Origin of the sequence: Corynebacterium sp. HMSC076D02, from assembly GCF_001813815.1 — a bacterium.
GTDB classification, from domain to species: domain Bacteria; phylum Actinomycetota; class Actinomycetes; order Mycobacteriales; family Mycobacteriaceae; genus Corynebacterium; species Corynebacterium simulans.
Map to the genome: position 1 here is coordinate 1 of NZ_KV814070.1, position 21,730 is coordinate 21,730.

Genomic DNA, 21,730 nt, shown 5'->3' on the forward strand with positions numbered 1-21,730 from the left:
CCCCCGACGTGTCTACTTTCCGGGGGTTAGGCCCGTATCGCGAAACCAGCGACGCTCCGCGACGGTCCCACGTTCAACCTCCTCAGGAACTTTCAACCCAGCCTTAGCGAGCACACCGTGTTCCAGCAAGGACACATTGCCACGCGTCGAGAAATTCACTAGATCGTCCTGGTAGTGCTTGATCTCCCAGACCGTCGGATCACCTACCAACGCACGACGGGCGGCACGGAACACATTCGCGATGCCAAAGCAATCAAAGTGCTCAATCTCTTCAACAGGCGTGATGAAGCCGTCAGTCGTGACAGACAGAATCGGAATCGTATTGGCCATCGCCAGAAGGAGAGCGCGAACAAGCGACGTTGTCATCGACGCGTGATAGGGAGAGGTTACGGACGACCCACCAATAGACTCCATCTCCTCAGCCCATGCACCCCACCCGTTACGCTCGGAGACGTCCTGGGCCAGCTTCCCGTAGACCGAGTTTGTCGCAACTTTGACAGTCTGCTCTTCCAGCGACCCCTTGCCGAAGATCTTCTTCGCAGTCGCACGGTCTTCAACCATCTGTCGGAGGGCGAAGCGCAGTGATCGGGACGGAGTACTATCAGACTGCATACGCAACCTCATGCGGTAGCCAATCTGAACGCGCACCGTCGCCCCCAGCTTCAACGCAAGGTACAACTCAGGCCCAGCGCACCAAGCACCATGAAACCCGTCGTACCCCCCAACATCGTCACCTTGCGCGGCTCCAGCACCGTCAGACGTTCGTGGATACAACACGCAGTCACCGACGACCACCGGCAAGCAAGGCGCAACAACATCATCCGGGAACTTCCAACTCACGTAGGCAACTAACGGGGTGATGGGACCTAACGGAAAGTCGTCCAGCGTAAGTACCCGGTCCTTCACAACCTCCTCGATACAACCGCCCACATAATCCACATCAATCACCGATGCCATCGCAGATGGATACGCAGATTGGATATCGTGATCGAAGGTCGGGTAAGGGTGATGACCAGGAGACAGACAACTGTTCCAGCCTCCGTGAAACGCCATTTTCCACGCAGTGTGGGATTGATTCGCATCGCCGTCCACGGGTACCAACTCTCGTGTGGTGTAGTACGAAAGATGGTCATGGTCTAAAAATGGTTCAGGGTCCGTCAACCGCACGAGACCGCGAAAGTTGATGAGGAAGTCCTTCATCACCTTGTCGCCCATGTAGCGCATGATTCCGTCGCGGACAGCACTGGCACCCGCACCCGAAAGGGTGACAGGCGGAACGATGTTGAGACCCCACAGCATCGCCAGATACTCAACAACGATGACCGCGTCATTCACACCATATTCGAGGAACGACGTCAGATCGTCACGACGCATTGAGGTCATATTCTCGATTGAGGAACCAACATCAAGCTTAGGAACACCGCAAACATCGCCAAGAGCAGCGAGACTCTTATGACCGGGTGCAGCCTGACACATCGTGTCACGAACGGTCACAGAGAACGGCAACCAGCGATAGCTGTTGGAGCCTTTGCCAGACTTGCGCATGAAGCGGGCAGGTTGCAGCGAAACTAAGCCCCCCGAAGCAGAGGTCACGCGGCGGAGGATGTCATAATGTTTTTCCCCACCATTGCGCTGCTCGGGAGGGCGCCGAAAAGCGGTCAGATCGGCGTTGCCGAAATGACACGCCAGGACGACGGCAATGCGAGCCTTGAACGCCGCATCTCGCGTGGCGGAGTAGTCAAATTTCCCCCGAGGGTTGAGTTTCCTTACATCGCGGACGAGCACGCCACGAGGATCGATAGGCTCCCGAGAGGGTGACAGGACATGCAGACCGGCTGCAAGACTGACGATGTAGAGAGCATCCTCAAGGTAGATGCGATCACCCGCCAGAGGCAACACGACCACCTGTACGAGAACACCATCATCGAGAGCATCAGTACAGGCGAACTGATAGCTATCGATGACGCGCTTAGCGGGGTCATCTTCGCGGTAGGTGAACTCAGTATCAAACCCGATCACTTGAGCCCGGCGACCGCCACTACCCATCGACCTCACAGTTGGTAGCTGGCCGAAACTCTTAACATCGACACCGGCATCAACCCCTGCAACCGCAGCGGCTTCCACCGCTGCTGCTGCGGAGTCACGAGAGTCACGATGGCCGGACGCTCCGGTCCGGCCATTCTGCCTCTCCCCTAAGGGTTTTTGGCCTGAAATGACATTAGAGTCCTGACCAGCAGGAACGTCCGCAGAACTGCCCGAAATCGTGGCTAAGGTCTCGGAGACCTTAGCCACAGATCGAGGTTCACGACGTACCAAAACGGTGAAGTACGACGGGGCAGAACGCCCAGGAACGTCGACGGAAGTGTCGACGAGGCGTGACTGCCACTCGGTGCCATTCACGCCAAGCTCGATGAGTTCATGCTCGTGACGCACCGTGTCGGGCGCGTCCTTGGGGGAGATCTCTATGCTCCACGCCTCGTTCGCTGTCGTCATGGCTTCTCACCACCGACAACATGCTCATCTAGCCACGCCTCAATATCAGCGATTCTGTAGACGACGAGGTTGGCACCCACGCTGGCGTATTTGGGCCCTTTGCCCTGAACACGCCAGTTGTTGAGAGTTTGAGGGGCAATCCCGATCAGGGATGCCGCTACCGAACTTTTAACCGCAATAGGCTCGGCATGATCGACCAGTTTTAAATTAGAAACACCTTTCAAGGTTTGCTCCAGACATGCTGAAAGGGCCCCGGCCTAGCGGTTATCCGCTTTGGGGGCCTGCATATCCGAGTTGCAAACCTTGGGCTCTTATTCTGCCCAGTGCCTCGGTGGCCAACCGTCTCAAGTACGGCTAGCTACACTTTAGCTTACTTGTGAAGACGAATCAAAGATCGGCGGAAACATCGTATCCACGACACCGTCCGGTACAGGGTCGATAAGATCCATCGAGAGTCCTTCACCTGCAGCGAAGCGCCTCCCGGTGCTCGGTCGATTAAAAGTGAACGGCAACGTTCGATCAGCTTCGTTCTCCAGAAACTCGAGTCGTGCCAGGAGGTGTTTGCGGGCATCGTGCAGACGCGGGTGTCGCTTCTGACGACCTTTCGTATCATTTTTCACAATGGGGTCCAGATACTTTAGTTCACGAGCTACCGCGCGGATTTCACAGTAGGTTTCATGGGCGGTAAGCAAGAGCTGTGTGACCTCCTCGCGGGAAAGTGGGGGAGTGAACAATTCGCGAGCGTCAACATAAAGCGGGTGATTATCGTCAACCAACGTGCACAACACTTCCTGGCGTCTGCGCGCGACGTCATCGGTAGACCAAATTGGAAGACGTTCTGAAGGATCCATACCAGCAATGATAACAAATTCGAACCTATTGCAAAAGTGGGTCTATAGTGGTGTGTATGTCCAAGCAAATACGTGCCGCCAGAACGAAACTAAGCCTTGGGGAAGATTCCATCGACCGCGTCGTTGATGCTTTACCGCCGCGAGGTCCATACGAAGCGAAAATCACGGTCCGGCTATGGGACGGAACGACTTACCGCCCGACAATCCGGGCAAGGACAAAGGGGGAATTCCGGCGAATTGCCGTCGAGAAGCGGGACAGCAAGCTCAACTCGACGTCGACCAATTGGGATAAGAGCAAGAACTTCTCGGCGTTCATTACCGACGTCTCTAAGCCGGCCATCTGGGCGGCACGTCTGCGCCCGAACACGCGCGCCCGGTATGAGCTCGCATTAAAGCAGGCCGAAGCACAGCTTGGAAAACACGCCATTGGCGAGGCTGTGAAATTCCGAACTCTCGAACGCGCATTGCAGGCCATCGCCACCGCAAACGGGTCGGAATCTGCACGGCAAGCCCGTACCGTCGTGAGCAAGTACATTCTGGATCAGCTCATCCGCGAGGGTGTTATCGACCACAACCCGTTACGCGGAATCAGCATCGACCTCGGCGAGGTCAAGAAGAGCAATAAACCACAAGGTGGTCACGCCCTGACGAACGCCCAATACGACGCCGTTGTAGACCATCTCATTGCACGCGATACCGCCAGACCGTTACCACCGGGCACGGACAGACGAGCAAGCTCCATCGCAAAACATGACAACGTGGTCGCGCTGGCACTACTACAAGCGGGGACGGGACTTCGCATCTCCGAGGCGCTGGCAGCGACGAGGCATTCTGTAAAAGTCGCTAATGAGCAGATCGCGATCAGCATTACATCTGAGCAATCCAAAACACACAGAGGCCGTTCTATCCCGTTCCTGGACAAGCGTGTCGAAAAGTTCTGGTTAAACCGGCTCGACGGACTAGAAACGACCGATCCACTGATCCCTTCGCCAGGAGACAAGAAGGCGCACTGGCGCACCGACAACGCCGTGAAAGCGTCAGCGGCTCTGTTTAAAGATGTTGGCGCGCAGCTCCAGGACAACCACATCGCTTTAATGAGATCCCATGACTGGCGCACGGTGCTCAATAACCGGGCCATCGCGCGAGGGGTACCCGCCCAGGTGCGTGCAGCCTATTTCGGGCATGACGTCGACGTGAACGCGCGCAACTACACGGATTGGACTGATGTAGACGCTATGCGGGGCGCCTTGAATCTCGGTGAAGAAAGTGGGACTCAAAACGGGACTTAAGAGTCGGTAATCTGCGGTAAAGACCAGTAGGCGCCAGTATACTGATACCTCTCTAAACAGCAGGTAAAAGGGCAATAACTGCAGGTGGCTCGAACATGAGGGTGAGAACCCAGAGGTCGTAGGTTCGAATCCTGCCCCCGCTACCAACTTCTAATGCCCTAGCAACGGAAACGTCGCTAGGGCAATTTTTGTCTGCATGCCCAAATGTCCCCTAGCCCGGTTCAGGGAAATCCTCCAAGATTTCGTCCGCATCCCCATCCTCCTGTGTGAGCACGCTGCGAAGGCGGTTTTCGTTCGGGTGGCGTCTTTGGCGATGTCGTCGTGGAATCCGGCGAGCATCTTCAGCGCTGCTAGTGTCTCGTCGTCGCGGTGGACTGCCCGCAGTGTGTGCGGCATGGTGCGGGCGGTGTCGGCGATGATGAATGCATTCCGGCGGCGGTTTTTGATCGTCCAGGGTAGAGATCGGCTGCTTTTCGCATGGCTAGGTCGGGGAGGTCTCCGACCGTGCAACCGCAGTCGCGGGCCACGGCGATGGGCAGGGCGCCGATCGTGTTGGGTTGATCGATGACCATGAGAACGCTGCCGTGGGCTTGCATGGACGCGAAGATTTCGCGCCGTGCGGCTTCGCCTTGGGGCAGTGGTTTGTCGTAAATTCTCTCGCCGGTGTTGGTCAGCGCGCAGGCATGGTGGCCGGTTTTGCCGACGTCGAGGCCGATGATGATTTCGGGTGTTGTGGACGGTTCCATGGTGGTGTCCTTCTGTTGCGGCTGGTCGCCGGTGTCTTGGACATCCGTTGCAGGTACCCACGTTACGACGAGACCTCTGTTTGGTCCGTGTCCCTATTAGCTGTCAGCGGTTGTCCCCGGTGTCCGGTGGCAACACCCCCGGATTATGGAAATGTTCACGCAGATAAGCCATACCGGGCTCGGTGACCGCGCCCCGTGAGGGGCACCATCACGGTAACGGGGGTGAGGGGGGTAAGGTCAGTAAATTGGGCCTGGCGTAATGCGATAAGGATTGCCTAACCTAATACTAGTTCAGGTGGTGTTCCCGATCGGGAATCGGCAACGGAAGCGAGGCGGCGACGATGAACGGAAAACGTGGATCGACCGGAGAACCCCTCTCCGGAGGGGGAGCCGGGGACGCGGTGGCGTCGCAGACGGATGACGGGCGGTTGGTGCACGTCGCACCGGTCGCAGCGGGTGGCCGACCATCCACCCGCGACATGCTCGTCGCCGCCGCGATTGGCGTCGCGGGGTCTCTCATCATCGTGCCCCTGACTTACCTGCAGGTGTTCGCCGGCATCGCCCACGTTTATCTCGTCGCGGCGACGCTCGGGTTGTGGTTCCTGCAGTGCGTTGTTCCCCTTATCGTCGTCCGCAAGCCTGGCGCGAGCCTCATCGCATGCCTTGCCATGGGCGTCGTGTCCGCGGCGACCACCCCATTCGGCGTCGCCGCAATCGGGGCGCTGATTGTGGAAGGATTGCTCATCGAGCTTCCGTTCATGGTCACCCTGTACCGGCGGTGGACGCGTCCCCAGTTCGTGGCGTCGGCGATGTTGTTCTCCGCGCTGATGGGAACGATGGCCCCGCGCGCAGTCGGTGTCGACTCGCTGACCACGCCCATGGCCCTGATCAGCTTCGCCGTAGCCTTGGCATCGAGCCTGGTGTTTTTGGTCCTGGGCTTTGCCGTCGCAAAGGGGCTTCGCAGCCGCGGGGTCACCCGGTGACCGCCGGAGCACCCGCGTGCGCCGGTGCGACACGCGGGACGGCCCCGGCCCGGTTACGGGTTAGTGGCGCGGGCGTGCGGCATGCCGATGGGCGATGGGCGCCCGACATGGTGGATCTCTCCTTCGATTTCGGCACGATCAACGCCATCACGGGACCCGTGGGATGCGGAAAGACGAGCCTGGCCCACCTTATCGCTGGACTGATCCCCTCGCACATCCCCATCGACCATGCCGGATTCGTGCACATCGTCGATGCCGACGGCACCGAACGCCCCGTGGACGGGGACCGGGTCACCTTCGTCGGGCAAGACCCGGCGACGCAGGTGCTCACGCTCCGAGTCGTCGATGACGTGTCCATGGCCCTCGAGTTTTCCCTCGTGGAAGCCGGCATCGTCGCCAAGCGATCAGCCGAGGCCCTATCGGAGCTCGGGCTGTCAGAGCTCGCGGAGAAGGATCCGTGGGCTTTGTCGGGTGGGCAACGCCAGCGGATGGCCATCGCCGGTGCGGTGGCCAGGGCGCCGGAGGTCATGATCTTCGACGAGCCCGCGGCCCACGTCGACGAGGACGGTCGCCGGTCGCTGTTCGCCGCCATCCGTGATTTGCGGGCTCCGGGTCGTGTCATCCTGCTCATCGAGCACGACCTCCGCCCGTTCGACGGGTGGGTCGACACAGTGACAATCCTCGATGCGGACGGGAGCGTCGCCGCGCACGGAGCGCCGGAGGGCATCGCGGTGAAGGGCATTGCGACGTCGGCCGCGACCGCAGGAGCGCCGGACGCCAGTGCGCCGGGCACGGGGGCACCGGACCGTCTCAGTCCGGACCGGCGGCGAAGGCCCCGGGGAGCCGGGGATGGCGCCGATCCGGAATTGGAGGCGGATGCCGTTCCACTGCTGGCCTTGACCGGAGCCCATGTGGCCCGGGGCAGGGAGCGGATCCTGAACGGGGCCGATCTGACACTGGAACGGGGCGAGATCCATGCCCTGGTCGGCACCAACGGAGCCGGTAAGTCCACCTTGCTGGCGGTGCTGTCGGGCCAGATGAAGGCGGGAGCGGACCTCCGGATCGACGGCGAGCCAGCCCGGCGCGCCCCCGACGCCTTCGCGTCGTGGGCGTTCCAGAACCCCGAGCACCAGTTCACCCGCGCGACCGTCGCCGCGGAAATCGACTCCGCGCTGGCCGGCACGGACCCGCACGGGCCACTCGGCGCCGATGAGCTGCGGAAACTGCGGGAAGCCCTGTGCCCCCGGGCACTTGACCCCGTCTCGCCGTTCGTCCTGTCGGGCGGACAGAAAAGACGGTTGGGCATCTTCCTGGCGGTGGCGGCCAATCGCCGTTTGCTGCTTCTCGACGAGCCGTTGGCGCACCTGGATTCGCCGAGCTCGCGCATCGTGCTGGATGCGCTGGCGGAATACGCCGGGGCCGGCGGAACCGTTGTGTTCACGTGCCACGACCGCCGTGTCGCGCGAACGTGGGCGGATCGGGCGAGCATCGTCGCCGAAGGGAAGGTCGCCTGGTCCGGTCCCGCGACCGACGTGCCGGCTGCCCCGGAGTCGTCCCGGCGGGATCGCGCACTGCCCGCGGCCGGCGCACGGACGTCCGGGGACGAAAGTCCCTGGACCGGTGAATCCGACGCTCGGAGGCGCGCGGGGTTGAACGCCATCACGATCGTCGCGGCGGTGATGCTCGTCCTCGTCGCCGGGCTGCTCTCCGGCGGAGACGCCGTTCTCGCGCTGACTGGGGTTGCGTTCCTCGCACTCGCTGCGATCGCGGAACGCGACGTTCGGGCGACGGCGGGGAAGGTCCTCCTCGTCCTGTTGATCGGGGTGTTCTTCGGCCTGCTCGGGTGGCGCTCCGAGTTCTACGGCGGTGGGGATCCGGCGGAGGCCGTCCGCCACGGCATCCATCACGGACTGCTGCTGACAGCCGTGTTCGCGGGGACGGTCTTGGTCTCCGCGTGCATGCGCGTCGAGGAGCTTTTCGACGCCATGGTGCAACGCCTCCGGGTTCCCTACACATGGTGCACCATAGCGATTTCCGGGGTGAGCATCGCGGCGTTCCTGCGCAGCGAAATCCCCCATCTGACATGGGCGATTAGATTGCGCTCGATGCGACCGGGGCAGTCTTTCCGCTCCGGCTTCATTCGCGCGACGACGCCCGCGTGCATCGCCTTTCCCTTGTTCGTTAGCGCCGTGCGCTGCGCCGAAAAGCTGTCCCTGACCCTGGCGATGCGCAACTTCGGCCGTCATCCGCGGCGCACCTTCCGCACCGATCACCCCTGGCGAGTGCGTGACGGGTTCGCGGCCGCAGCGTCCGCCGCGGCCTTCGTCGCCGCCCTGGTGTCCGCAGTGACTTGACGGGCACCCGGAACCGGCGGGTCCCGGGCCCGCGAGCGTTTCCGAGCTTGTGCGGAGACGCGTCCCACCCAGTTGCTTCACCCTTTCAACCCTTCAGACACATCCTCCGGGTCACGCCATGCGGGCCCGGTCCGCCCGGCACCGGCATGGCGCCGACAACCGAAAGAGCTACCAATGAACACGATCCAGACCATCAGCGACGTGCTTCGGGACAAGGCCGATGAGACGAAGAAGGGGATCACCTTCGTCGAGAATCGGCGGGACGTCTTCGTCCCGTATGGCCGGGTCCACGCGGAGGCGGTGGCGGCTGCGACTCGGTTGGCTGAAGCCGGCATCGGCCCCGGCGATCGCGTGATCTTCCAAGTTTCGGAGAACCGCGGGCTCATCCGGGCGTTCTGGGGCTGCGTCTACGCCGGCGCGGTTCCGGCGCTTGCGCCGCCGGTGTCGGGCCCGGTTGACGTCGACAGGGTGCGGACGCTCTCGGACATGATGCCCGGGGCCCCGATCCTGGTCGACGAACGCAGTCACACGCTGCTCACCGGCGCAAACGGTGCCGTGGTCGTGGGCGAGGACCGGCTGCTCGACGTGTCCATCGTCAATGACGCTGCCGCGGAACCGGGTGCGGCGATGCCGGGTGATGCTGAATTGGACTTCTCTCAGGCGGGGGACGTGGATTCCGGGGATGGCGCCGAGGCGGTCCCCGCGTTCCCGGTGCGAGGTCGATTGCTGCCGCCACCGTTGTGGCGGTCGCGGGGAAGCCGGTCGCGCCGGGGTGCCGGGATCTCGTCGGCCACCCCCGGCTCCTCGAACCGGTCCTCGCCTTCGCCCGCGATGCGGGCATCCATATCGAGGTGCCGCATGACAACCCGACCACGGGGCCGCTGCCGACAGCGGCCCACTGCGATACCAAAGAAAAGGGGAAACGATGACGGATCAAGCTGAACGAGGTGCGGCGATCGTCGTCCGCGACCTCACGAAGAGCTACCCGATTGCGGGCAATGCGGGCACCCCGCCCGAAGGCGGGGCAGGTGCCCCGCCGGACGGCGGGCGCAAGGGAAAGCGCGGCGCCCGGATGCGCAAGCATGTGCTCGACGGCGTGAGTTTTACCGTGCCCGCCGGGGCGATAGTGTCGTTCCTCGGCCACAACGGTGCAGGCAAGACCACCCTCATCCGAATCCTGTCGACGCTCATCACCGCCGACTCCGGCGAGGTGAGCATCTTCTCGCGCGATGTGAAAGAGGACCCGGCGGGCGTGCGCGCCGACATTGCCACCACCGGCCAATTCGCGGCGATCGACGAGAACCTCACCGGCCGGGAGAACCTGGAGTTCTTCGGGCGGCTGCGCGGACTCGACCGCGCCGCCGCGGCCGCCCGCGCGACGGAACTGCTCGCGCAATTCTCGCTCGCGGACAGTGCCTCGACGCTGGCGTCGGCCTATTCGGGTGGCATGCGGCGCCGTCTCGACATCGCCGCGTCGCTGTGCGTCGTGCCCAGGCTGCTGTTCCTCGACGAACCCACAACGGGGCTGGACCCTGTCAGCCGCGAAGAGCTGTGGGGCTTCATCCGGCAACTGCGCGACGACGGAATGACCCTGGTGCTGACCACCCAGTACCTGGAAGAGGCGGAGGCGCTGGCCGACCACGTCCATCTGCTCAAGGATCGCCGCATCGTCGCCAGCGGAACGCCGGAGGAATTGCGCCGCGACTTCGGGTCGCACGTGCTCCGCGTGTCCTTCGCCACCGCCGCCGAGGCGGAGGCGTTCGCCTGCTGCCTCGGGGGAACGTGCCTAGACGGCGCCCGCGTCGCGGGGAAGTCGGTGTCCCTCGACGTCGACCCCGGACCGCGGGTCCTCGAGGCGGTGGCGCAGGCGATGGAGGCCTCGGAAGCGTCGCCGGATTCGCTGAGCGTGTCGCCGCCCACCCTCAACGAGGTGTTCATATCGATGAACGCAGGGGGTGCGGCGCGATGAGTGCGACGTCGGTCGCGGCGTTTCTCCGTCGGGATCTGCTGCTGTTGCGACGCAACACCGCGTCGCTGATCTCCATGTTCGTAGTTCCGCCCCTCTTCCTGCTGTGCCTGTACGCGGTGTTTGGGTACTCGGCGGGGCAATCCGGCTTCGGGTACCTGCGTTTCGTGCTCGGCGGCTGCCTGTTCCAGGCGGCGATGTTCACTGCCGCGGCGTCGGCGATGGCGGTGGGACAGGACGTCGAATCCGGGCTCGTTGACCGCGTGCGTGTGTTGCCCGGGGCCACAGGCGGCTATGTCGCCGGCAGGCTCGCCACCGATGTGCTGCGGATGTCCGCGTCGATCGCGGCGCTGCTGGTCGTCGCGTGGGCCTGCGGCCTCGACATGGCTGTCGGTGACGTCGCGTGGACTGTCCTGTGGTCGCTGCTCGCCGCGGCGGTCCTGTCCCTGGTCACGGACGGGGTGATCCTGATGGTGCCCGCCCCGGTGTCGACGGCCTCATCGATCCAGGCGCTGGAAATGCTGCTGCTCATGTTCTCCACCGCGTTCATTCCGGCGACCGCTTTGGACGGCTCCCTGCGCGACGTCTTACGTCACATGCCGTTTTCGCCGATCATCGAGGTGATCAGGGCGGCGTCCCCGGATGCCTTCCCGGATAGTGCCGGGGAAGAGGCAGCCCTGTGGCTCGGTGTCGCGGTGGTCGCCGGAATCGTCCTGTTCATCCGCCGGTTCACCTCGAGGAGCGAATCATGATCGGCGCCATCTTCGTGCATCTGCGGCGCATCGCCCACATTTGGCTGCGGCGCCCCGACTTCTGGTTCATGACGTTCATTGCTCCGCTCGTGTACCTGTTCATCGTCAACCGCATGTTCGGTAGCCTGGTCAGGCAGCTCACCGGAGAGTTCGAACTCCCGAACGCGGTCATCCTGGTCGTGACGACGTGGGCGTTCATCTTGGCCATCACGGGATCGTCCACTGTGTTCGTTGAACGCAGCAATGGCCTCCACGAGCGGTTGATCACCATGCCGGCGCCGTACGCGGCCGTGCCGGCCGCACGGATCATCGCTGAGTTCATCCGGATCATGGCGATGACGGTCGTCGTCGCGGCGGTGGCCGCCTTGCTTTCCGACGGCCCCCCGGAGGCGTCCTGGTGGTGGAGGATCGCGGTGACCGGCGCGATGGTTGCCGCGGCGGCCGCATGCACCGGCACGTACATCGCGTTCTCCATCACCAGCCCCCAGGGCTCCGTGGCCCTCATCCCGTTAATCATCGTTGCGATGTTCGTCAACACGGTGCTCATGCCCGCCGACCACTTTCGTCCCCTCCTGCGCGGAATCGCCGGGCACACCCCCGTATCCGCGGCCGGCGAGGCCGTCAACGGCACCGGGTCTGCGGGTCTGGTGGTCTGCGCGGCCTGGTTCTTAGGCATCGCCGTGCTCGCGGCGTGGGGCATCGCCGTGAAAACGAGGCCGGGGGAGTCTGCATGACGGGCACGTCCACGGGGGCGGCGCCGCCGACGACGGCCCGCGAACCCGAGCACCTAACCCGAAACCGCCGCGTGGACGCGGACCACACACCCCGGAGACAGAACCAGATGAAGTCGATTGCCCAGATCGTCCAGAACAACCGCAGACTCCTCGCGGCCTACGAGGACAAGGTCCAGCCGAGGTTCCTCAGCCGCTATGCGCGTGAACCGATGGACGCCGCCGCCGTGTATCGGAAGCTCCGTGCGCTGGATCCCGGGCCGGATGCGCCGGCCCGGGTTCTCGACCTCGGTTGCGGAACCGGGTGGCTCGCCCGCATGCTCGCCGCCGAGCCTCGCTATCGCAGGGCGAACATCGTCGGCTACGACCTGTCGCCCAATGCGATCCGCATCGCCCGCGAACGCGCCGCCGTCGAAAGGCTCGGGGCCCGGACGGAATTCCACGTCGCCGACGTCCTCGCGCCGCTCGCGGGAGAGCCCGGCAGGACCGATGAAATCTGGGTGTGCGGCGCGCTCCACCAAATGAAGGATGCGGGTGCCGCGCTCGGCAGGGTCGCCGGTCTGCTCGCCGACGGCGGCATCGCTTACGCGCAGACGTTCGCCGAGGATCCCGACGTGAACGAGCGGGTCGACATGGCCGTCATGGCGAAGATGGGCCACCGGGTGTTCCGGGGCAGCGAGCTCGAGGACCTCGCCGAAGCCAACGGGCTGAAGCTGGGCAGAGCCTCACACGCCGGCATGGTGTACTTCTGCACTCTCACGAAGAAAAGCGCGATCGGGGAGGCGGGCAAGTGAGCGCCGTGGACGAGACCGTAGGCCCGTGGTCGCTGCTCGCCCCGATCCGGACGCGGATGCGTGCGGTGGTCGCGTTATCCGTCCTGTCGTCGGTGGCTACCGTCGCTTCGCTGGTCGGCATCATCGACATCGCGATGACGTACCCGGAGGCCCCGGAGCATCGGACGTGGTTGGCCGTGGCTGTCATCGTCGTCGCCGCAACGGTGCGCATGGCCGCGGACGGCGCCGCCGGCATGCTCTCGCACCGGGCGGATAACGACCTGCAGCTCCACCTCCGGCGCCGGCTGGTCGCCCAAATCCGGAAGTTGCCGCTGGGCTGGCTGGACGCCCGGCGCTCGTCGGGAATCATCGGGTCGGTTGAGAAGGACGTCGCGGCTGTCCACCAGCTCATGGGCCACACCGTCGGTGAGACCGTGGTGGCGGTGCTGGTTCCCCTGCTTTCCCTCATCGCGCTCGTCGCGGTGGATTGGCGGATCGCGGCGGTGGCGGTCGTCCCGGTGCTGGTCACCTTCGCCCTGATGGGCGTGATGATTTCGCGCGGAGCCGGTCTTCAGCGCGACTACGAGCGAGCCTCCGAAGGAGTGACGGCCGCGGTCATCGAGTTGGTGCGCGGTATCCCGGTGATGAAGTCCTTCGGACGCGCCAACCAGGGCGCGGGTCGCTACGATGCCGCGGCGTTGTCGTTCGTCCGCGCGTGGTCCGCCTGGTCCCGGCAGTCGAACATCTATCTCGGGTTCATCGACGTGGTGACGTCCCCGATCACAGTCCTCGCAGTGGTGTGCTGGGCCGGCCTCGCTCTGAGGGACGCCGCGGGCGGCATACCGGAGGGTCTCGTCGCCGGGCTGGTTCTCAGCCTTGGACTCTCCGCGGCGATCGTGCGGGTGGCCATGAACTCCGAACCCATCATCGCGGGGATTGCCGCCCTGAAGTCCATCGCGGAGGTGCTGGGCCCGCCGCCAATCGCCGAGCCCGCCGATCCGGTGCCCGTGCGCGGAGGCGCGCTCGAGGTCCGGAACCTGGTCTTCTCCTACGGCGATGGGCCGCGGGTCCTTGACGGGATGTCCGCGACGTTCGAACCGGGGACCCTCACTGCGCTGGTGGGGTCCTCCGGTTCCGGAAAGTCCACCGTCGCCCGGCTGTTGGCGCGTTTCCACGACCCCGTTGAAGGCTCGGTGCTGCTGGGCGGCGCCGATCTTCGCGACATCGCCGTGCGCGACGTACACCGCTCGGTGTCGGTGGTGTTCCAAGATCCGCAGTTGCTCACGCTGCCGTTGCGGGAGAACATCCGGCTGGCCAGGAGAGACGCCACCGACGGCGAAATCATGGCGGCCGCGAAGCTCGCGAACCTCGATGCGGTCATCGCGGCGCTGCCGAAGCGTCTGGATTCGGTGGTCAACGTCGACGTGACCTTTTCCGGCGGTGAGGCGCAGCGCGTGGCCATCGCGAGGTCGATCATCACGGACGCGCCGGTGCTCATCTTCGATGAGGCAACCGCTTATGCGGATCCGGCTTCCGAGGCCCTCATCCAGTCCGCAATCGAGCGTTTGGCCCGTTCGCGGACGGTGATTGTGATCGCGCACAGGTTGAGCACGATCCGCAACGCCGACCGCATCCTCGTTCTCGATGGGGGAGCGGTCGCGGAGGCGGGTACCCACGACGAGTTGCTTGCGCGCGGTGGCCGCTACCGGGATTTGTGGCGCGCGTTCGCGCTCGACGACGAACCATCCGCTCCGCGGGGCACTGAATCAGACGATGAAAAGGCGGGGAACCGATGATTCGGGACTTGTGGTTGATGACGGATCGGCGCTCGAGAATGACGCTGGCGTGGCTCATTGCGTTGGCCGCGCTTGCCTCGCTGGCCCAGGGAGCGGCGTTCGTCGCGCTGCTGCCGCTGCTGTCGGCTCTGGCCGAGGGAGATGATGCGACGGCGTGGCGTTTCACCGGCGTCATCGCCGGCCTCGCGGTCGCCCATGCGGTGCTGTCCCTCGCCGCGGGGACGGTCGGCAGGGCGAATTCCGCAGCGGTGCTGTCGTCCCTGCTGCGTTCCCTGGGCGAACGCGTGCTGACGTTGCCACTCGGGTACGTCACCAAGTCCACGGCCGGCCGCTTTTCGGAGATGGCGTCGTCGGGTATCGCGTTCGCGGCGTCCGTGCCGCACGTGATCCTGCGGCCCGTCATCGCCGCGGTGGTTGCGCCGATCGTCATCGCCTTCGGAATTCTGGCGGTGGATTGGCGCGTCGGTTTGGTTCTCGTCGCGTCGGCGCCGGTGCTCTTCTTCGCCTACCGGGCCATTGGGCGGGTCGGCGGGGAGTCGGACGAAGCGCATGCTGACGCCGTTGCTGCCGTCTCCGGCAGGCTGATCGAGTTCACCCGCTGCCAGCAGGCGATTCGCGCCGCGAGCGACGGTTCGGCGGCGGACGCGATGGTGGATGAGGCGATCCGGGCCCAACACGATACGTTCGCGAAGGCGACGTCGACGCAGGGGGCGGCCATCGGACGGTTGAGTTCGGTCGTCCATGCGGTGTTCACGGCGGCGGTAATCGTCGCCGTAGCAGTCGCCGCGACGGGCGGGATGGCGCCGGCGCAGTTGGCGCCAATGCTCATCGTGGTCGTCCAGTTCACCGGACCGATCACCACGGCGGGAGCGTTGTCCGGCGGTTTCGGTGCGGGCCGCAACACGTTGGCTGCGTTGCGTGACCTGCGGGCGATCCCCGCCCTTCCCGAACCGACCGCACCGGAGCTGCCCAACGGGCATGACGTGGAGTTCCGCGGCGTGAGCTTCGGGTACGGGGATAAGAAGGTTCTCGACGGCGTCAGCTTCCGTGCACCTCAGGGAGCGCTGGTTGCTGTAGTGGGACCGTCGGGGGCGGGCAAGACGACGGTCATGCGGCTGCTGTCGCGTTTTCATGATCCGGACTCGGGGGAGATCCTCATCGGCGGGGTGCCCTTGCCTCGGATCGGCACCGACGGCGTGAACTCGCTGGTGACCCCGGTGTTCCAGGAGACGTTCCTTTTCGACGCGTCCGTGCGGGACAACGTGGTCTTCGCCGACCCCGAATTCGGTTCCGGGCCCGGTGACGGGGACCGCTTGCGCGAGGCCGCTCGGCGTTCCGGGGTGGACCGCATCGTGGAGCTGCTGCCTTCCGGGTGGGATACCCCGGTGGGGGAGGAGGGGACGCTGCTGTCGGGAGGCGAGCGGCAGCGCCTCGCCATCGCCCGGGCGCTTCTGAAGGATTCCCCGGTGGTGCTTCTCGACGAGCCGACGTCCTCGCTGGATGCGGCCACTGAGCGGGCGATCGTCGGCACGATGGAGGCGTTGCGCGGCGATCGCACCGTGATCGTCGTCGCCCATCGTCTGCACACCGTCCGCGATGCCGACCTCATCGTCGTGCTTTCGGAGGACGGGACGGTCGCAGAACGGGGCACGCACGATGAATTGCTGGCGAAGGGCGGCCGCTACGCCGAGTCGTGGGCGTGTCGGACGGGGAGCTCCTCGGGCGCCTGATCCTCATCCCCGTGAAAGCTGGGAGGGAAGGGGGCTCTTTGCTGCCTTGCCGCTAGCTACTACCGCCCGTGCACCTGGTTTTGAGCAATTTCCAGCCCGTGGCTGGCGATTAGCTCCACTGCCTCCGCCGCGGTGGGCAGGGTGAAAGCGAGTTCCTCGCGCTCCTTGGCATTGAAGTTGCGCAGCACATAATCAGCTGGATCCTGGCGGCCCTGCACCCACGCCAGGCGCGGATACGCGGCAACAGATGACGCGCAAAACTCTTCCAACGAGTCGGTGCCAGTTACATGGAGTTGCTCGTCTGCGCCAGGCACCCAGGGGTCATGCGGGCAGCCCTCGGCGGGGTGACGATTGCCACTCGGTCAGCGGCCAAACGGCGCAGTTCAACGTCGCATTTCACGACACCGCGCAGCTTTTCAACAGTCCGGTTCCAAACGTCGAACCCAACAGTCGGCGGGGTTTTCACTGACAGGTAAGCGCGACCGTCACCTGTCACACCCCACCCCTGCGGAGTAGGGCAGAGGTAGGAGGTCACCCGAAGGATGGTGCTCTCTTGTGTCTTGCTCCGTCCCGCTTTCCATTTGCCCATTCGCCTTCACGAGACACGGCTTCACCAAATAGCAATTATGTGAATCACATCGTCCATTCTTAGTATGCACGATAAAAGCCGCCTGCCCAGTACCTGCTGGGGAGACGGCTTGTGATTGTGGTTAGACGGTTCTACTGTCGGCCATTCCTAATGCGCGACCAGGCTGCTGCGATAACCAGGCCAACGCACGCGATGGCGAGGTAACCCCACATGTGATCGGCGCTGGTCTGAATGGTCTTTGGCGGAGCAGGAGTGTTCTCTGCGGTTAGGACGCTTTCTTTGTCGCGACCAGAGGTGACACCGTCAATCCAGTCGGCAGTGCCTGCGAGGGTGGTGATTGCCGCGCTGGGGGAGGGCAGGTCAGGATCGCCATTGGAAGTTCCGGCGGTAGCAAGCCCGGCGAGCTTTCCATCGACGAAGAATGGTCCGCCGGAGTCGCCGCCCTGCATACCTGCGCCAGATACGGAATGTACGTCCAGGATGGCGCTTTCAATCATCGGCATCATGGCAGCGTCGGCTGGGATGCTTTCGGTTCCAGCAGGGATCGACTCGGTTTTGGAAGCATCTGGCTTAGCTGCATCTGGATTTGCTGTACCTGGCATGACGGATCCTGGCTGCATTTCCATTGATTCCATGGCACCGCCTGGAGTAGCCTCACCTGGAGTAGCTTCACCAGGCGCAGCCTCACTTGGAGTTCCTTCATCGGGGCCTCCGCCCAGCAGCTCATTGACGACCATCTTGGACATCGGAAGCTGTCCGGATCGGGCCATCGACGAGCTGCTGCTCCAGCCGTAGAGAGTTCCCACCTGTCCAGGTGTTGGAATATCGCGGGAGACCTTCGCCGGGGTTGCGTCAGTGACTTTTTGAGTCAGGTGAAGCAATCCTGCATCAGACATTGGAGACAGCGCCCAAGAATCGGCATCGTAGACTTTCCCGCCGATGCGGGCCTGGGTTCCTTCGTTGTTCACAGACTCTAGGCAGTGGCGTGCTGTGAGCACCCACTGCTCGGCAACTAGCGTTCCGGTGCAGTCACCGAAATTGCCGACTTTGCCGATCTTTAGCGCGGCCACAGAACTGCTTTCAGCATTTGCAGGTGCGGGTTCGCCGTTTTCCAATGCAAGAGCTGGAGTCGCAGTTAGAAGCAGGGTGCTGCTAACAATTGCTGCGATGGAAAAAGATGTTTTCTTCACGGTTATTTCCCTTTCCCAGAAGGAACAATGGCCTTGATTGCGGTGGCAATGAGTTTTTCGGCAGGGCCCTGACCCACAAACTTCTTCCAGAGACTTGCGATGACGAGGAAGAATACGATGAAACCTGCTGCAGACAGCGTGGAATGCAATGCAACATTCTGCTGCCAATAAGCCGCGGTGAGAACGTGCAGGACGTAAATGGTCAGCGACATTGTTCCCATGGCCGCGAATGGGTAAACCGCGGTCGGGAAGCGGTCGCCTACGAACAGGCACAAATGCAGCACAACAGCGGCAATGGCGACGGAGAGAATGATTTCGCCGAAGACACCGGTATGTCCGGTAAATCGGAGCCATCCAGCAATCTCGGGATCAAATCGGAAGTACATGCCGACGGCTGTGATGACAACGCTGACAGCGGTAACAATCCAACTCAACCGGGCATTAGCGCTGGTCTTGGAGGTAGAAGTGTCTTGCAGACGACCGCGTAGGTAGACGTCGTAAAGCAGCATGCCGCCGATGAAGTATGCAATCCACGCCAGTAGCGGATAGATTTGTGGCAGCGTCATGGGCGTGTACTTTATTGTTGCGCCGATAGTTGCGGCGATGAAGAAGCCGACTCGCCACCAGGTTCCGAGTGCTGGCATCCAGGAAACCAGCATCATCACCAGACCCATGACGATGAGGACTACTTGAATTTCTCCACCGACCGGCAACAAGGCCAGGCCGATGAGAATAATCAGAGCGCCGCGAGTGATGAGGCGCAAGAAGGTGGTGCTGCTGTAATTTCGGCCGATAATCATCATGGTGGCGCCGGCAATAATGGCGAACAATGATGAAGGCAGGCCGGAGAGCACAACCTTTGTGCTCCAAAGCAGTGAGGCCATATGGACAATGATCATGCCGATGATGGCGAGTGAGCGCGCTATATCAAGCCCCACAATTCGTGAAGGTTTATTCACCTCAGTTTTCTCCTTGTACTACAACTTATCGGGAGGTGCTCTTCGGTAAAAAGCTCTCCCTATAAGCGTCTTAATCAAAACGACTTTCTAGTTGTAGCAACCGAATCTGGCAATACATTAGGTGATTTTGAGTAAAAACAGAGTGTTTCGTCTGTACATTCCCTGTGAAGCTAACGTGTTCAAAGAGCCCAGGGCGCGCGTAACCTAGTGGCCTGAGATCAATGCTGACGAGTTTCACTTAGTCCGAGGTGCCAGGCGTCTTCCTCGCGTATCTGTTAAATCATTGCCATTCCCATTGCTCTCGTGTCGGTAGGTAACGCGTGGCTGGCCCAACCCTGAACCTGCTTCCCACCTGGTGGGCAGCGGTCGCCGGCTATGCCCTGTGCTGGAGCATCATCGCCGATGAAGACAACACGATCTGCAGTCTGGAGAATCGTGGGGTCAATGGGCTTTGGTGATGCATCGTCTATAGAGGCGCCGATTTCTGCAACTGATTTGGCTGCAAGCGCATTGGTAGTAGTTTTGGGATTTTCTTCACTTCAGACTCCTTTTCTATAGTTTGTCCGGTACGGAAAGATCATTGGAGAAAAGGCGCGGCCCGAGCCAGCGGGTGACGTAGACAAGTGCAACGAGTACGGGAACTTCAATCAGTGGTCCAATCGTTCCCGCAAGTGCTTGCTGGGACAATGGGCCGAAGGTGCCAATCGCAACTGCAATTGCCAACTCGAAGTTATTTCCGGCAGCCGTAAAGGCAATCGATGCGGAGGTTGCGTAGTTCATGCCCGCGGCCTTGGCCGAAGTGAGAGCGATCGCGAACATGGCGAGGAAGTAGATCACTAGTGGTAACGCCACTTTTCCAACGGTCCAGGGATTCTCAACAATCTGCTGTGACTGAAGTGCAAAGAGCAACACGATTGTGTATAGAAGGCCGGCAAGCGCCAATGGTGAGATTTTGGGCAAGTACTCATTTTCATACCAGTCGCGACCACGGGTGCGTTCACCAATTATGCGTGATGCCGCGCCAGCCAGCAGCGGAATGCCGAGGAATACCACTACGGATAGTGCGATTGCCCAAAAAGAAAAGGTGGCGGAAGTGGTTTCCAGTCCCAACCAGGAGGGCAGAATCTGCAGGTAGAACCACCCTAGAACGCCGAACATTAAAATTTGAAATAGCGAGTTCACGGCCACCAATACGGCAGCGACTTCAGTATCGCCGCAAGATAGGTCGTTCCAGACCAAAACCATTGCAATGCAGCGGGCGAGACCGACGATAATCACGCCAGTGCGCAGTTCTGGACTATCGCTGAGGAATATCCAGGCAAGGATGAACATTAGTGCGGGGCCGAGAATCCAATTGAGGAAGACTGTAATGCCCATCAGCTTCCTTGATGTCAAAATTTTGCCCGTTTTGTCGTATCGGACTTTTGCGAGCGGTGGGTACATCATGACCAGCAAGCCGATGGCGATTGGTACGGAAATTGTCAAAATTTTTACCTCTGCCAGCCAGTTCACAAGTGACGGTGCAATTTTGCCCAGGATGAGGCCAATTGCCATTGCAGCTGCAATCCAAAGCGGCAAGAAGCGATCTAGGAAGCTGAGTGACTTTGTAGTCTGTGCCATGGTTTCCGGTGTAATCGATATATCGATGAATGTCAATATGTCCAGAGTGGAGACCGTGTAGTCTCAACAGGTATGGACGAAATCTCAGCATGCTGCGCACTTGGCGGTCGGCCTCTCGACGCGGCGGAAGCGCAGGCTGCGGCAACGCTCTTCAAAGCGCTGGCGCAACCGGCGCGCCTGCAAATTTTGTCTCAGCTCGCTGCCGCTGGCTGTAGTCCGATGACCGTGGGGGAGCTGGCCTGTGTTTCTGGGCTTAGTCAGCCGACGGTATCGCATCATTTAAAGACCATGGCGGATGCCGGGCTGCTTACTAGGTCTAAGAGTGGACGGGTAGTAACCCATGAGGTACGCCCTGAGGTATTTGCTGAGCTGCGACGTATCCTGGATATCGGTCACGCGGACAGGAGATGGTGAGCCGCTGCTCGCAAATTGCGACAGGTCGGAAAACTCTGTTTACCCGTTCAGGCGCTTGACGACGGCGTCGTGAAGCAACCCATTCGTCGCAACCGCATCCCCGCCGTGCGGCCCGTCGACACCCGCTAGAGAAGCGAAGCGGCCACCAGCTTCCTCTACCAGGGCTGCAAGCGGAGCCAGGTCCCACAGAGAAACTTCCGGCCCAGCGGCGACATCGACCGCGCCCTCGGCTACTAGGCAGTAGGAGAGAAAGTCACCGTAGCCGCGTAGACGCCATGCTCAAGCAGGAAGTCTTTCGATGGTGTATGCGCTACAACACACACCGGCGACACTCGTGGTGCAATCTTGTAGCCCCTGATGTCTTTGAAACCGAGACTTCAGCGACACTGACTAAAGCAACATAGCTAACCCTCGACATGTCCACTATCCGGGGTCAGACCCCATGCATAGTTGTACTCACTGCCGTTTCGGCGTAGTTGGTAGGGGCAATCCGC

General features: G+C 62.3%; 17 protein-coding genes and 3 pseudogenes. 11 read left to right on the forward strand and 9 right to left on the reverse strand.

Going from position 1 to position 21,730, the window contains the following annotated elements; translation table 11 throughout:
• Positions 1-12 precede the first annotated feature (12 nt).
• The 3 genes from HMPREF2935_RS13625 to HMPREF2935_RS09730 form a co-directional block, all read right to left on the reverse strand.
• Positions 13-2,493 (reverse strand): hypothetical protein, encoded by a 2,481-nt coding sequence (locus HMPREF2935_RS13625; protein WP_070732997.1) that lies wholly within the window; start codon positions 2,491-2,493, stop codon positions 13-15.
• Complete coding sequence (locus HMPREF2935_RS09725) at positions 2,490-2,717, reverse strand: helix-turn-helix transcriptional regulator (protein WP_061925845.1); 228 nt, start codon at positions 2,715-2,717, stop codon at positions 2,490-2,492. Before HMPREF2935_RS09725 ends, HMPREF2935_RS13625 begins: the two co-directional genes overlap by 4 nt.
• Positions 2,718-2,858: 141 nt before the next feature.
• Positions 2,859-3,344, reverse strand: coding sequence for a hypothetical protein (locus HMPREF2935_RS09730; protein WP_141744806.1), 486 nt, complete (start codon positions 3,342-3,344; stop codon positions 2,859-2,861).
• 56 nt (positions 3,345-3,400) lie between these two features.
• On the opposite strand from HMPREF2935_RS09730, the gene HMPREF2935_RS13630 reads away from it, so the two are divergent.
• Positions 3,401-4,633, forward strand: coding sequence for a tyrosine-type recombinase/integrase (locus tag HMPREF2935_RS13630; protein WP_246817822.1), 1,233 nt, complete (start codon positions 3,401-3,403; stop codon positions 4,631-4,633).
• 265 nt (positions 4,634-4,898) lie between these two features.
• Here the strand turns inward: HMPREF2935_RS13630 and HMPREF2935_RS09740 are convergent.
• A pseudogene (locus HMPREF2935_RS09740) lies at positions 4,899-5,379 on the reverse strand (IS110 family transposase); the annotation flags it as partial.
• A 341-nt stretch (positions 5,380-5,720) separates the two neighbouring features.
• Here HMPREF2935_RS09740 and HMPREF2935_RS09745 point away from each other — a divergent pair.
• The 9 genes and pseudogenes from HMPREF2935_RS09745 (at position 5,721) to HMPREF2935_RS09785 (ending at position 16,464) form a co-directional block, all read left to right on the forward strand.
• Positions 5,721-6,362, forward strand: coding sequence for an ECF transporter S component (locus HMPREF2935_RS09745; RefSeq protein ID WP_070732999.1), 642 nt, complete (start codon positions 5,721-5,723; stop codon positions 6,360-6,362).
• A 107-nt stretch (positions 6,363-6,469) separates the two neighbouring features.
• Positions 6,470-7,711 (forward strand): annotated as a pseudogene (locus HMPREF2935_RS13860) (ATP-binding cassette domain-containing protein); the annotation flags it as partial.
• 1,179 nt (positions 7,712-8,890) lie between these two features.
• The gene (locus HMPREF2935_RS13045; protein ID WP_061921077.1) at positions 8,891-9,658 is read left to right on the forward strand and encodes an acyl-CoA synthetase family protein; all 768 of its coding nucleotides are present in this window, start codon (positions 8,891-8,893) and stop codon (positions 9,656-9,658) included.
• Positions 9,642-10,685, forward strand: a complete 1,044-nt coding sequence (locus HMPREF2935_RS09760) for an ABC transporter ATP-binding protein (RefSeq protein ID WP_061921079.1) — start codon at positions 9,642-9,644, stop codon at positions 10,683-10,685. The genes HMPREF2935_RS13045 and HMPREF2935_RS09760 overlap by 17 nt, the downstream gene beginning before the upstream one ends.
• A complete protein-coding gene (locus HMPREF2935_RS09765; RefSeq protein WP_061921081.1) occupies positions 10,682-11,434 on the forward strand; it encodes an ABC transporter permease in 753 nt (250 codons plus the stop codon). Before HMPREF2935_RS09760 ends, HMPREF2935_RS09765 begins: the two co-directional genes overlap by 4 nt.
• A complete protein-coding gene (locus HMPREF2935_RS09770; RefSeq protein ID WP_061921084.1) occupies positions 11,431-12,168 on the forward strand; it encodes an ABC transporter permease in 738 nt (245 codons plus the stop codon). The genes HMPREF2935_RS09765 and HMPREF2935_RS09770 overlap by 4 nt, the downstream gene beginning before the upstream one ends.
• Entirely contained in the window at positions 12,165-12,959 is a 795-nt protein-coding gene (locus HMPREF2935_RS09775; protein ID WP_235591013.1) for a class I SAM-dependent methyltransferase, read from the forward strand. Before HMPREF2935_RS09770 ends, HMPREF2935_RS09775 begins: the two co-directional genes overlap by 4 nt.
• Entirely contained in the window at positions 12,956-14,734 is a 1,779-nt protein-coding gene (locus tag HMPREF2935_RS09780; protein ID WP_070733000.1) for an ABC transporter ATP-binding protein, read from the forward strand. Before HMPREF2935_RS09775 ends, HMPREF2935_RS09780 begins: the two co-directional genes overlap by 4 nt.
• A complete protein-coding gene (locus tag HMPREF2935_RS09785) occupies positions 14,731-16,464 on the forward strand; it encodes an ABC transporter ATP-binding protein (protein WP_070733001.1) in 1,734 nt (577 codons plus the stop codon). Before HMPREF2935_RS09780 ends, HMPREF2935_RS09785 begins: the two co-directional genes overlap by 4 nt.
• A 59-nt stretch (positions 16,465-16,523) precedes the next feature.
• On the opposite strand, the gene HMPREF2935_RS09790 is transcribed toward HMPREF2935_RS09785, so the two are convergent.
• From HMPREF2935_RS09790 to arsB, 4 genes are all read right to left on the reverse strand, one after another.
• Entirely contained in the window at positions 16,524-16,778 is a 255-nt protein-coding gene (locus tag HMPREF2935_RS09790) for an aminoacyl-tRNA hydrolase family protein (protein ID WP_061921090.1), read from the reverse strand.
• A 406-nt stretch (positions 16,779-17,184) separates the two neighbouring features.
• On the reverse strand, positions 17,185-18,243 hold the full coding sequence (locus HMPREF2935_RS09800) for a trypsin-like serine protease (RefSeq protein ID WP_070432777.1): 1,059 nt from the start codon (positions 18,241-18,243) through the stop codon (positions 17,185-17,187).
• A gap of 2 nt (positions 18,244-18,245) precedes the next feature.
• Positions 18,246-19,202 carry a DUF418 domain-containing protein gene (locus HMPREF2935_RS09805; RefSeq protein ID WP_070733003.1) on the reverse strand — a complete coding sequence of 319 codons (957 nt, stop codon included), beginning with the start codon at positions 19,200-19,202 and terminating at the stop codon, positions 18,246-18,248.
• 552 nt (positions 19,203-19,754) lie between these two features.
• The gene (gene arsB, locus HMPREF2935_RS09810) at positions 19,755-20,822 is read right to left on the reverse strand and encodes an ACR3 family arsenite efflux transporter (protein WP_070733005.1); all 1,068 of its coding nucleotides are present in this window, start codon (positions 20,820-20,822) and stop codon (positions 19,755-19,757) included.
• Between the two features lie 72 nt (positions 20,823-20,894).
• On the opposite strand from arsB, the gene HMPREF2935_RS09815 reads away from it, so the two are divergent.
• A complete protein-coding gene (locus HMPREF2935_RS09815) occupies positions 20,895-21,236 on the forward strand; it encodes an ArsR/SmtB family transcription factor (protein WP_061921099.1) in 342 nt (113 codons plus the stop codon).
• 39 nt (positions 21,237-21,275) lie between these two features.
• Here HMPREF2935_RS09815 and HMPREF2935_RS12830 read toward each other — a convergent pair.
• Positions 21,276-21,512 (reverse strand): annotated as a pseudogene (locus HMPREF2935_RS12830) (inositol monophosphatase family protein); the annotation flags it as partial.
• Positions 21,513-21,730: the final 218 nt, after the last annotated feature.